This window comes from Sphingobacterium sp. xlx-130, assembly GCF_011007405.1.
Classification (GTDB): Bacteria; Bacteroidota; Bacteroidia; order Sphingobacteriales; family Sphingobacteriaceae; genus Sphingobacterium; species Sphingobacterium luzhongxinii.
The window spans coordinates 515,767-528,515 of sequence record NZ_WFKN01000001.1 but is presented as its reverse complement, the minus strand read 5'-3'; the positions used below and the strand labels follow the sequence as shown (position 1 = coordinate 528,515).

General features: G+C 39.4%; 11 protein-coding genes. 7 read left to right on the top strand and 4 right to left on the bottom strand.

All coding sequences use genetic code 11. From position 1 onward, the window contains the following. Nucleotides 1-91: 91 nt before the first annotated feature. The 3 genes from G7B18_RS02330 to ychF all read right to left on the bottom strand — a co-directional run bounded on the left by G7B18_RS02330 (nt 92) and on the right by ychF (nt 2,558). On the bottom strand, nt 92-670 hold the full coding sequence (locus G7B18_RS02330) for a DJ-1/PfpI family protein (RefSeq protein WP_164110531.1): 579 nt from the start codon (nt 668-670) through the stop codon (nt 92-94). A 69-nt stretch (nt 671-739) separates the two neighbouring features. Continuing rightward, nucleotides 740-1,297 (bottom strand): NADPH-dependent FMN reductase, encoded by a 558-nt coding sequence (locus G7B18_RS02325; protein WP_164110529.1) that lies wholly within the window; start codon nt 1,295-1,297, stop codon nt 740-742. Between the two features lie 160 nt (nt 1,298-1,457). After that, nucleotides 1,458-2,558: a redox-regulated ATPase YchF gene (ychF, locus tag G7B18_RS02320; RefSeq protein ID WP_164110600.1), complete on the bottom strand. Its 1,101-nt coding sequence runs from the start codon at nt 2,556-2,558 to the stop codon at nt 1,458-1,460. A gap of 113 nt (nt 2,559-2,671) precedes the next feature. On the opposite strand from ychF, the gene G7B18_RS02315 reads away from it, so the two are divergent. The 4 genes from G7B18_RS02315 (at nt 2,672) to G7B18_RS02300 (ending at nt 5,624) form a co-directional block, all read left to right on the top strand. Beyond that, a complete protein-coding gene (locus G7B18_RS02315; RefSeq protein WP_164121993.1) occupies nt 2,672-3,355 on the top strand; it encodes a hypothetical protein in 684 nt (227 codons plus the stop codon). A gap of 101 nt (nt 3,356-3,456) precedes the next feature. Beyond that, complete coding sequence (locus G7B18_RS02310) at nt 3,457-3,951, top strand: hypothetical protein (RefSeq protein WP_164121992.1); 495 nt, start codon at nt 3,457-3,459, stop codon at nt 3,949-3,951. 182 nt (nt 3,952-4,133) lie between these two features. Continuing rightward, nucleotides 4,134-5,087, top strand: coding sequence for a polysaccharide deacetylase family protein (locus G7B18_RS02305; RefSeq protein ID WP_240452745.1), 954 nt, complete (start codon nt 4,134-4,136; stop codon nt 5,085-5,087). Nucleotides 5,088-5,177: 90 nt separating this feature from the next. After that, the gene (locus G7B18_RS02300; RefSeq protein ID WP_164110523.1) at nt 5,178-5,624 is read left to right on the top strand and encodes a DoxX family protein; all 447 of its coding nucleotides are present in this window, start codon (nt 5,178-5,180) and stop codon (nt 5,622-5,624) included. Between the two features lie 45 nt (nt 5,625-5,669). Here the strand turns inward: G7B18_RS02300 and purL are convergent, their stop codons facing one another. Beyond that, complete coding sequence (gene purL / locus G7B18_RS02295; RefSeq protein ID WP_164121991.1) at nt 5,670-9,401, bottom strand: phosphoribosylformylglycinamidine synthase; 3,732 nt, start codon at nt 9,399-9,401, stop codon at nt 5,670-5,672. Nucleotides 9,402-9,537: 136 nt separating this feature from the next. On the opposite strand from purL, the gene pheT reads away from it, so the two are divergent. Genes pheT through G7B18_RS02280 form a run of 3 tightly spaced genes read left to right on the top strand, consistent with a single transcriptional unit; the run spans nt 9,538 to nt 12,613 of the window. Continuing rightward, entirely contained in the window at nt 9,538-11,934 is a 2,397-nt protein-coding gene (gene pheT, locus G7B18_RS02290; protein WP_164121990.1) for a phenylalanine--tRNA ligase subunit beta, read from the top strand. A 28-nt stretch (nt 11,935-11,962) separates the two neighbouring features. Then, a complete protein-coding gene (locus G7B18_RS02285) occupies nt 11,963-12,271 on the top strand; it encodes a hypothetical protein (protein WP_079645574.1) in 309 nt (102 codons plus the stop codon). Between the two features lie 51 nt (nt 12,272-12,322). After that, on the top strand, nt 12,323-12,613 hold the full coding sequence (locus tag G7B18_RS02280) for a cell division protein ZapA (protein ID WP_164110517.1): 291 nt from the start codon (nt 12,323-12,325) through the stop codon (nt 12,611-12,613). The last annotated feature ends 136 nt before the right edge of the window (nt 12,614-12,749 follow it).

Genomic DNA, 12,749 nt, shown 5'->3' with positions numbered 1-12,749 from the left:
ATGGATATTTGATATATAATAATTAATTCTTTTGTGCTCCATCAGTTGACGGCTCGGTTCGTTTCTATCTGTCCGATAGAGCCTATGAGGACTATAAATTAATTGTGATACCCAATAGTTTGTAGAAATCACGTAAGATCGCTTGATGACCGGGCCATGCCGGCGAGGTCACTAGATTACCGTCTATTACGGATTGATCTGCTGGGATGTTTTTCCAATTACCCCCTGCCAATTCGATGTCGGGACCTACAGCAACATAAGCGGTTAGCGTACGGTCCTTCAATACCTTAGCTGTCGTCAAAACCTGTATACCGTGACATATTGCAGCTACAGGTTTATTTTTTTCAAAAAAGTGCTGTACGATCTCAATGACACGCTTGTTTAACCGAATATATTCTGCAGAGCGACCGCCGGCAATATATAGACCATCATATTCGTCGGGATTGACTTGGTCAAAATTTTTGTTGATCGTAAAATTGTGTCCTCTCAGCTCTTTGTAAGTCTGATCTCCGGTAAAATCGTGTACAGCCGTAGGTACTGTATCTCCTTTTTTTCGGTCAGGAGCGATCGCATCAACTTCGATACCTATGGCACCCATCGCTTGATACGGAACCATTGCTTCATAATCTTCAACGTAATCTCCTACTAATAATAATACTTTTTTTGCCATATCATTTAGAATTTTTAATGTGTTTTATTACTATCTAAAAACAATTAAGATGAGGTAAGGTTTTTATTGTTATTTGGATAGTCTTTCGAGCATCATTCGTTTGGTTTTCCTCACCTTAGCTTCCAACTGACTGCGTAGCAGTGCTGTTATAACACCTTTATCTTCTTCAAAATTTACGTTGAATTCGGGTAAGGAAAATGTTTCCAGGACTTCCGCACCATCAAACGGCATTCTTGCTGTCGCGATATCAAGAACAGATTTTCCGCCACGTGTCCCTTGGCTGGTGGCTAAGAGAAAAACAGGCTTGCCATTATATATCTTTCGTCCTTTGATTCGGGAAGTCCAGTCTATAAGGTTCTTGTAACCTACATTATAATTGCCATTATTTTCAGCTAGTGAGATAATCAATAGATCAGCTTGATCTATCTTATCTGCAAACCGTGTTGCAGCCTCAGGAAGACCAATCTCTTTTTCTTTGTCTTTTGAAAAAAGCGGCATTTCAAAATCATTTAAATCAATTATTTCAACAATGTCTTCTTTTTCTTTGTAGTATTTGCTTACTGATGTGGCAAATTTCTTATTGATGGAATCCGAACTATTGCTCCCCCCGAAAACTAGTATGTTCATTTAAAAATAGTTTATTTGCATGGATAGATCCACGTAAGTTTAATGACTACAATTTAAGAATAATTTTATACAAAGACGGCGAAAGATGGATATGATCATAAAAAAAGAGAACTACCAGATCAGGCAGCTCTCTTTTTGTTTTTTTTCTATTGTCTATATATTATACGTTAAAACGGAAGTGCATGATATCACCATCTTCTACAATATAGGTCTTTCCTTCGACGGATAATTTTCCGGCTTCTTTTACAGCAGCTTCTGATCCGTAATGAATAAAGTCCTCGTACTTCGTTACCTCTGCGCGAATGAATCCTTTTTCAAAATCGGTATGGATAACGCCAGCAGCTTGAGGGGCAGTGTAGCCTTTTTCAATGGTCCATGCTCTCACTTCTTGAACACCGGCTGTAAAATAAGTCGCTAAATTCAGTAGTGAATACGCTGCGCGGATCAACTTGTTGACACCCGATTCCTCAAGACCTAGATCATCTAAAAACAATTGTCTTTCTTCATAACTCTCTAGTTGTGCTATTTCTGATTCGATCTGTGCAGAGATTACCAGTACTTCGGCTTTTTCTTCTTTCACAGCATCTCTAACACGTTCTACATAAGCGTTACCTGTATTTACAGACGCTTCGTCTACATTACATACATACAGGACAGGCTTCACTGTAAGCAAAGTAAGATCTGCTATATACTCGAAATCCTCTTCACTGATAGCAGCGGTACGTGCAGATTTACCAGCCTCTAAATGCTCTTTTACAATAGATAAAATCTCAAAAGTTTTTTTGGCATCTTTATCACCTCCGGTTTTAGCCATCTTTTCGACTTTTTGTATGCGTTTAACAACGGTGTCGAGATCTTTTAACTGAAGTTCTGTATCGATGATTTCTTTATCACGGATAGGATCTACAGAACCATCCACGTGGATTACATTGCCATCATCAAAACAACGTAATACATGTATGATCGCATTAGTCGTGCGAATGTTTCCTAAGAACTGATTTCCTAATCCTTCACCTTTTGAAGCGCCTTTTACTAAACCTGCGATATCAACAATTTCAATCGTATTTGGTACAATCTTTTGTGGATTTACAAGTTCTGCCAATTTTGTAAGGCGGGCATCTGGTACCGTAATGACACCTACATTGGGTTCGATTGTACAAAAAGGGAAGTTTGCCGCTTGTGCTTTCGCATTGGACAAACAATTGAATAATGTTGATTTACCTACGTTCGGTAGGCCTACTATACCACATTGTAAAGCCATGAGTCTTGCTGAAATAATTAAAATTTGCACAAAGATAGAAAAATTAGTGTAAGAAAATATGTATTACAATTTGCTTTCTTTGCTTATTTTTGGAACACAAATTATTACTTCGTATGAGATTTTTTTTAATTCTACTCGGGCTTTCATTAAGCCTTGCAGTCTCTGCACAAAAGAGACTAGATCACAAATTCAGTTTTGGGATGAATTATGTTATTGGCGACTCAGAGCAAAGGAGTTCCAATGATTGGTTCGACGCCTTTGAAGACGATTACTTAAGCCTAAAATTTGATTATGTCGCGAGTTTCAAGCTTAATCAATTTATCTCGGTAGGACCTGGGGTAGGCGTACGCCACCTGGTCGCTTTGGATGAGACTTCAAGCGATCATGATATAAATACAAACGTATTAGGTTATACCTCAAATACGATTTCGAATTATTTCGCAATCCCCCTTTTTGTAAACTTCAACGCGCGTTTCATCGATAAAAAAGTGAGCCCCTTTTTTTCCGTTTCAACAGGCTACTCTTTTGCCGTAAACAGCAGCGACATTGAGTTATATGATAGTGATTCTGGTCAACGGGATAATTATACTTCCAAAATGAAATCTGGTTTTATTGCCAATGGGCAGCTTGGTGCCAATATTCGTTTTCGTAATGGTATGAATATTTCTGCTGGGCCTTACTTTGAGTTTCAGCCTACTACAATTGTTAGAACCAATGTTATCAATAGTGGATCGTTCCGTTCAGAGACGAAACGAGATCTTTACCATATCGGACTACAAGTGGGGTTTGCTTTTTAAAGGGTATTAATTTTACATCTTTTAACAGTTCGTCCGTTAATCCTTTTGTCCTACCTGTGCGTCCTAGTTACAAGTAAAAAAAGAAGAACAAGGAGGATGTTATGAAAAGATATTTTTACCTATCGTTATTATTTGTTGGATTGAGTTTTTTTCAGACCAGCAATGCACAGGTAAGTGTAAGTATTAACATTGGCAGTCAGCCATTGTGGGGGCCGGTAGGATACGACTACGTTCGTTATTATTATTTGCCCGAAATGGATGTTTATTATGATGTAAGTAATCGAAGATATACGTATTATCATGGTAACCGGTGGATTACGAAATCGAAGTTGCCAACTAGGTATAGACATTATGACGTGTACCGGACCTACAAAGTAGTATTGAATGAATCTTCACCGTGGCGTTATCACAGTCGTCATCGTAGCAGCTACGGACGATACGCACATAACCACTCACAGGTGATATTGAGAGACTCACATCGGGATCATTATCATGATCGATATGGTGGTCGTAGAGATGATAAATATTACAAAAAATCACACAGGAAATACGATAAGGATTCTAGGAAGCACGGACGAAAAAAACATGATGATTAACATCTTGGTGCTGGAAATAGTTTAATTGTAGTTAAGTGTTATTAAAGCCTCTAAATCAAAGTATTTAGAGGCTTTTTTTCTTTTTTTTAAAACATCCATTAAAAACAAAAAATTATACTTTGTATTAAGATATTTGTTCTAATTTTGTGGAATATTTAGGGTAATCGTTAATTGCTATATTCATGAGGAAGATAGGTAGAGGGTTTGCTTTTCTGGTTGGAGCTGCTCTCCTAAGTGTTTGGATCATTTCTTGTCAAAATTTATCATCAGCTGCTTTAGGATCTGTAAATAGGGACTCGATAGAAACCATCGAGCAGGAGGAAATTATCTCCGTTAAAAAACCTTTACTTTTAGATAAATGGGATTCGCTACAGAAAAATCAGATTCGGTTTGTAGTGGATACGCTAAAGCCTATCGATATCAAAACGCAAAAAAGAATGCTTAAAGATTCATTGCGACGTGAATTTGATAAGATGCCTAAGCACGTGTTTTTAACTTTTGATGACGGACCTTTGGTAGGAAGTGCGGCTATTGATTCTCTTGCTACAGCGAAGAATGTTAAGGTTAACGCTTTTTTGGTCGGTAGACACGCTAATATGAGCAAAGGTCGTAAACGTGATTTAGCAAAATACGAGAATAATCCTTTGGTTTCTTGTTATAACCATAGTTATACCCATGCCTACAACAGATTCAGTCATTTTTATAGCACACCTCAGACTGCTTTTGAAGATTTTGTCAAAAATGAGAATGATCTGAATTTAAAACATAAAGTAGTTCGTCTTCCAGGGCGCAACATCTGGATATATGATGATGTTCGTAAGATTGATTTGCAGAGTGGCGCTAGTACTGCGGATATGTTGTTTGCGAATGGGTATAAGATTTATGGTTGGGATGTTGAGTGGCGGATCAACAGCCTGACTGGTGTACCGGTACAGGCATTGGAAACGGTTTATGGAAGGATACGTAATTTTATGAACAATAAAAGTTCAATGACACCCAATAATGTCGTGTTATTAATGCACGACGACATGTTTCAGACTAAGAAGGGGCAATATTTATTAGCTGAATTGATTGATCGTCTTAAAAAAGAGAACTACAAGTTTGAGTTTATAGCGGATTACCCTATCAAGTACTAGTAATATTTTTCCCAAAATAAATCAGGGAATGCAACTTTTTTTCTAAAATTACGTTATATATAGTATACCAATTTTAGAAAGGAGGTCATTATGAACCTAATTCACCGAATAGAGCATTGGGGAGATCGTCATCATCCACAATGGTTAGACTATTTCAGAATCGCATTAGGGATTATTATTCTTGCCAAAGGAATAAGTTTTGTAAACGATCAGGAAGCTGTAAGACGATTGATCGAACAAACTAATTTTCAGCTATCCATTTGGGGAGCGGTGCACTATGTTGTGTTCACTCATTTGGTCGGAGGATTATTCGTTATCTTTGGGTTTCAAACCCGATTAGCCACTTTATTGATAATTCCGGTAGTGATCGGGGCGGTGTTTTTTGTCAATATCACTCGTGGTTTCAGTTTTCTGAATTCAGAGTTATGGTTGTCTATCCTTGTAATGATTCTATTAGCTGTTTTTTTGGTGGCTGGATCAGGGAAGTTTTCGCTCGATCATATGATGGATAAACCGGGGTATCGTCGGTCTATATAAAATGGAAAAAGCTCTCCTTTTTGGGAGAGCTTTTTCCATTTGAAATTATTTTTTATTGGTTTCGCACCAATTTTTAGCGTTTACGAAAGCCTCCAACCAAGGTGTGACTTCGTCTTGACGTCCGTTTGGATAATTAGCCCAGTTCCATTGGAATGTCGAACGTTCGATATGTGGCATGGTCACTAGATGACGACCTGTGGTGTCACATAACATCGCTGTATTATAGTCTGATCCATTTGGATTATGCGGGTATTGTTCGTATGCATATTTAGCAACGATCTGGTAAGCAGACTCCTCATTAGGTAGATTGAATTTACCTTCTCCGTGCGAGATCCAAACACCTAATGTAGATCCGGCAAGGGTTTTTAGCATGATGGAGTTGTTCTCTTGCACCTTAACCGAGACAAAGTTTGATTCGTGTTTTCCAGATGTATTGTGGAGCATTTTGCCATGTACTTCATGTTCAGGGTTGATTAACTCCAGTTCCATAAACAATTGACATCCGTTACATATCCCGACAGACATGGTGTCAGGACGAGCGAAGAAGTTATCCAATGCTTTTTTTGCTTTCTCGTTGTACAAGAAAGCTCCAGCCCAACCTTTGGCCGACCCTAATACATCTGAGTTAGAGAATCCACCAACAGCTCCTATGAATTGAATGTCTTCCAATGTCTCACGTCCAGTTATTAAATCTGTCATGTGCACGTCTTTAACATCAAATCCAGCAAGATACATAGCGTTAGCCATTTCTCTTTCTGAGTTAGATCCTTTTTCACGAAGGATGGCAGCCTTAGGACGTGATCCAGAAGTGGTGAAAGCTGGTTTTTTACCATCGAAATGTGTCGGGAAGACAAAATTTAACGGTTGTTTTTTGTAATTATTGTAACGCTCTTGCGCCATGCCGTTTTTCGACTGTTTTTGATCTAACAGGAAAGATGTCTTGTACCAAGTGTCGCGTGTTTCGGCTACATCGAATGTAAATACATCCGTGTTGTTTTTTAAACTGACAGTATTGCCTTCGATGACCTCACCAATTTTCACAACTTGAATGCCTGCCGTACTGAAAGCTGTTTCTAGCGTAGTATTATCTTTTGCTTGCAAAACCACTGCAATATTTTCGCTGAACAAAGTTTTCACCGTATCAGCTTCGCCTAAGTCGGATAGATCATAGTTAGCTGCTAGATTTACATCCGCGAATGTCATTTCAAGCAATGTAGTCACTAAACCACCAGAACCAATATCATGACCAGCCTCAACCTGACCTGCATTGATCAATTGTTGTATCGTATTGAATGCCGTTTTGAAATAAGCAGCATCTTGGATCGTAGGGGCTTCTGTTCCTACTTTATTCAGAATCTGTGCAAAAGAAGAACCGCCGAGTTTGAATGCATCTTTTGATAAATTAATATAGTAGATAGAACCGCTGTTCTTTTTCAAAACAGGTTCAACTACCTTGTTGATATCTGTACAGTTTCCAGCAGCGGAGATAATCACAGTTCCAGGGGCGATTACATTATCACCGTTAGGATACTTTTGCTTCATTGATAGCGAATCCTTACCCGTAGGGATGTTAATACCTAATTCAATTGCAAAATCAGAACATGCCTTGACAGCTTTGTAAAGTCTAGCATCTTCTCCTTCATTATTACAAGCCCACATCCAGTTCGCCGACAGCGAAATACCCTCAATACCATTGATGATCGGAGCGAATACAATGTTGGAAAGAGCTTCGCCGATAGCTGTTTTACTGGCTGCAGCTGGGTCGATAAGCGCTGCTACTGGAGAGTGTCCTACCGTGGTCGCAATACCTTCTTTACCTTTATAATCCAATGCCATTACGCCCACGTTGTTTAATGGCAGTTGTAGAGGACCTGTACATTGTTGTTTAGCGACACGACCACCTACACAACGATCTACTTTGTTAGTCAACCAGTCTTTGGAAGCGACAGATTCCAATTGTAATACTTGGTTCACGTATTTAGGTATATCTTGTGTTGTATAGGAAAGATCGGTATATGTGCGCGTAATGGTATTATCCCGCATGATCGTTTTAGGAGATGATCCGAAGAAATCTTCTAAGGCATAATCCATCGGTTTAGCACCTGTCGTCTTTGATTCGAATGTAAAGCGGTTGTCACCAGTGACATCTCCTACAGCATACATTGGAGACCGCTCACGATCAGCAACACGCTTTAAGATGTCGATATCTTTTTCAGCAATGACTAAGCCCATACGTTCTTGCGATTCATTACCGATTATTTCTTTAGCAGAAAGGGTAGGGTCACCTACTGGAAGTTTATCCAGATCAATCAAGCCTCCAGTCTCTTCAACCAGTTCTGATAGACAGTTTAAGTGACCACCTGCACCGTGATCGTGGATAGAGACGATCGGGTTGTTGTCGGACTCGACCATGCCGCGTACCGCATTGGCCGCCCTTTTTTGCATTTCTGGGTTTGAGCGTTGTATGGCATTCAATTCTATGCCTGAACCAAAAGCACCTGTGTCTGCTGAAGAGACAGCAGCTCCGCCCATTCCGATACGGTAATTTTCGCCTCCTAGGATAACGATTTTATCCCCCGTTTGAGGTATATGTTTCTTTGCTTGGTTTAATTTTCCATAACCCACACCACCAGCTTGCATAATGACTTTGTCATAGCCTAGTTTACGGCCTTCTTCTTCATGCTCGAAGGTTAATACCGATCCGGTGATTAGTGGCTGTCCAAATTTATTACCGAAATCTGAAGCACCGTTGGATGCTTTGATCAGGATATCCATCGGTGTTTGGTACAACCACGGCCGCTCCTGCATCCCATTTTCCCAAGGACGGTTGTTGTTTTGGTCCTTTGACGGTTCTGTGATGGTGCCAGACTGAAGGTTGAGCTTATTTTGTTCTAATCTGGAATAAGCAGTCATATATATAGCTGTACCCGCTAAAGGGATGGCACCTTGACCACCAGCCAGTCTATCACGGATCTCTCCACCAGAACCTGTAGCAGCGCCTGAAAACGGTTCAACAGTTGTTGGGAAATTGTGTGTTTCAGCTTTGACCGATAGTACTGAGTCGAACTCTTTCTCCTCGTAAAAATCAGGTTTGTCTGCCGATTTAGGTGCAAACTGCGTTACTCTAGGTCCTTTAACAAAGGCTACGTTGTCTTTGTACGCCGATACTATCTGATTTGGATTTGTTTCGGATGTCTTCTTGATTAACTTAAATAATGAGGTAGGTTGTTCTTCACCATCAATAATGAAAGTCCCGTTGAAAATTTTGTGACGACAATGCTCTGAGTTCGCCTGTGAAAAAGCAAAAACTTCAGAGTCTGTCAGCTTGCGGCCTAATTTGTCGGATAGTTTATTTAAATACGTTACTTCTTCTTGATTTAGAGCAAGACCTTCTGTCTTATTATAGGCATCAATATCGTCTATGTCTATAATAGGCTCTGGATTGATATGTATGGTATACATATCTTGTGTCAAGGCTTCAAACTTTTGAGAGATCATCGGGTCGAAGTCATTGAAGTCAGCCGGTACAGGTTGAAATTCCTCGATACGGATAATTCCTTCAATGCCCATATTCTGTGTGATCTCTACGGCATTGGTACTCCATGGAGTGACCATAGCTGCGCGCGGGCCAACAAAGTAGCGGCTTAAGGTTTGTTCTTCTAGCTTTTTAGCATCGCCGAATAGCCAGTTTAGTTTAGTAATGTCTTCTTGTGATAAAGAGTTTACGCTTTGAACACTATAGATAGTATTCGATGGGTTCTCAAAGAAATGAATCATTATATAATGTGTGGGTTTTGAACGTTCTTCAACTTAAGTTACAAAGTTACGGAATATTTTAAATAAGCAACTAGCAAAAAGTGCTTTATTTTCTGCTCAAAAGCCTATCTTTGTATCTCTTAAAAACTATTTAATAATGAATATTTCTTACAATTGGCTTAAGAATTACCTCGATATAGAAAAGACTCCGAATGAATTGTCCTTGATTCTGACCGACATAGGTCTAGAAGTAGAGGCTGTTGAAAAAGTACAGTCTATTCCTGGTGGATTAGAAGGATTAGTGGTAGGAGAGGTGATTTCGGCCGAGCAACATCCCAATGCAGATAAATTACGTGTTACGAAGGTGGATGTTGGTACAGGTACACCATTGGATATTGTATGTGGTGCGCCAAACTGTCGCGCTGGTCTCAAAGTGATCGTCGCGACGGTGGGAACGACTTGTCACCCAACTGTTGGGGAGCCGTTTAAGATTACAAAGTCCAAAATCCGCGGAGAAGTTTCCGAGGGAATGTTGTGCGGTGAGGACGAAATAGGACTAGGTAGCTCACATGCAGGAATCGTAGAGTTGCCTGCTGATGCAAAAGTGGGTTCGCTGGTCAAAGAGTTTTACCAAATGGAAGATGATTTCTGTTTCGAGATCGGATTGACACCGAATCGTGCAGATGCAGCATCTCACTTGGGGGTAGCACGCGATTTGGCCGCTTATTTTCGCAGTACGTACATATTACCGAATGTCGAAGGATTCGCCGAACCTACAGGAGCGAGCGCTGCGGCAGTAGAGGTGAAAAGCACCGAAGCTTGCCCAAGATATTCCGGAGTACACATTTCTGGCGTTAAGGTAGGGGACTCTCCCGATTGGTTGAAAGAGAAGTTAAATACAATAGGTATCCGCTCAATTAATAATATAGTCGATATCACAAATTATGTCTTGCATGACTTAGGACAGCCTTTGCATGCCTTTGATGCAGCTAAGATAGCAGGGGATAAAGTCGTCGTACGTCTAGCCAACGAGGGTGAGCTTTTTAAAACACTGGATGGCGTTGAACGTAAATTGTCTTCAGAAGATTTAGTTATAGCCGATGATACCAAGCCTATGTGTATCGCAGGAGTTTTTGGTGGAGAATATTCAGGTGTTTCTGAAAGTACGACGGATATCTTTCTAGAGTCCGCATATTTTAATTCCGTTTATGTTCGTAAGACTGCTAAGCGTCATGGTTTAAAAACAGATTCCTCATTCCGTTTTGAGCGGGGGACAGATCCTAATATTACTGTTTTTGCATTAAAAAGAGCTGCACTTTTGATCCAAGAGATCGCAGGGGGAACTATTTCTTCTGCTGTTACAGATCATTATCCGAATCCGGTTTCTCCATTTACGTTTGATGTAGACTGTAAAAGTGTACAACGTTTGATTGGTAAAGAGATTCCGGTTCAAGAGATCAAGGAAATTATCCTTGCTTTAGGGATTGCGATTACTTCCGAAAAAGATGCTGTCTTTTCGGTTGAAGTTCCCGCTTATAAGGTGGATGTAACGCGTGAAGTAGATGTTACCGAGGAGGTTTTACGTATTTATGGTTACAATAATATCGAGTTAAAGAGTCAGATTCTAGCTTCACTTAATACACAGGAGAAGCCAGATAAGGAAGTCGTATTAAACCAAGTAGCTGATTTATTGATCGGTAACGGTTATAGAGAGATCCTTTCAAATTCGTTAACGAAATTAGCTTACGTAGATGATGAGTCTACAGCTGTTCGTTTGTTAAATCCCTTGAGTTCGGATTTAGATACGATGCGTCAAAATCTGGTTTACTCCATGTTGACAGCTATGTCTTATAATCAAAAACGTAAGTCTAGCGATCTTAAATTTTTTGAATACGGTAAGACATACCACCTGTTGGAAGAAGGCTATAGCGAACGTCAGCGCCTTGTACTTGGTGTGGTAGGAAATAAATCAAAAGAGCAGTGGAATGCATCGAATGGCACAGTAAACTTCTATAACCTTAAAGCTGCTGTCGATATGATTGTGAAGCGTTTGAAAGTTGAAGGTCTCCAAGTTGTGGAAACTGCAAACGCAGATCTGGCCTATGGTCTAGATTATATGAAGGGACAAAAAGTGTTGGTTTCTTTTGGTGCTGTTGCTGCTGAAGCGTTAAAAAAGGCGGATGTTGATGGACAGGTATATTACGCTGATTTTGATTGGGATTTGGTCATTCGATCGATTCGGAAGAATGAAATCAAGTTTAAAGAGGTTTCTAAATACCCTGCTGTACGTCGTGATTTAGCATTATTGTTGGATGATTCGATCACATTTGAGCAGTTAAAAAACATCGCATTGAAGTCTGAACGTAAGCTTTTAAAAGGCGTTAGCATTTTTGATGTGTATAAAGGAGATAAATTGCCGGAAGGTAAAAAGTCTTATGCTTTGAGTTTTACGATTCAGGACGAAGAAAAAACGCTAAATGATAAACAAATTGATAGCATTATTCAAAAATTAATTATTAACTTTGAGAAAGAGACTGGTGCTGTAGTGCGCTAGTTTATTTAATTTAATTGCGAATTATTATATGGCATCATTATCGACACAAATGAATCTTATCGTTGAGAAAACGAAGAATTTAGTTCAATTGTGTGAAGCTTTACAAGAAGAAAATGATCTTTTAAAACTGGAGTTGCAGTCGGTACAGGTTGCATTTGAGACCAGTTCAGGAAAGGTAAATCAGCTTGAAGAAAAGATCAAGGCAATGGCTGTAGCCAAATCCTTAGAAGAGGCGGATATAGATAAAAGTGCTATAAATGAAAAAATACTTGACACAAAACAAAAAATTAACGATTTTGTGCGAGAAATAGACAGATGTATAAACCTGTTGAAATAACTAAATAAGGGTGAAGTCAATTTGGTTTAATACATTATAAAGCTCATAAAAATGGGAGAGATTTCCATAAAAATAAATATCGGTGATCGTGTGTATCCTTTACGTGTTGGGATAGAAGAGGAAGAGGTGATACGTCACGCAGCGAAATTGATAAATGAAAAAATGAAGGAATTGCAGGAAAACTATTCCGTTCGTGATAAACAGGACTTGTTGTCTATGTGTGTATTACAATACGCTACTGGAATGATCAAAGCCGAGCGTAGCGCACAGCATCAAGATCTTGGACTGGAGCAGTCCGTTCATGAATTGGATACGATTTTGACAGATTTCTTTAAAAAATAAGTTTTCGTTCTTATATATAGAGCTTTAACAACGAATTTGCCGCAATTAAATTCGGGTTGTCACTATTTTAAACTTAACGCTTCAATATCACGAGCACTAAAAAGATGTAGGCCATTTTGCATATTTGCCATCTAGG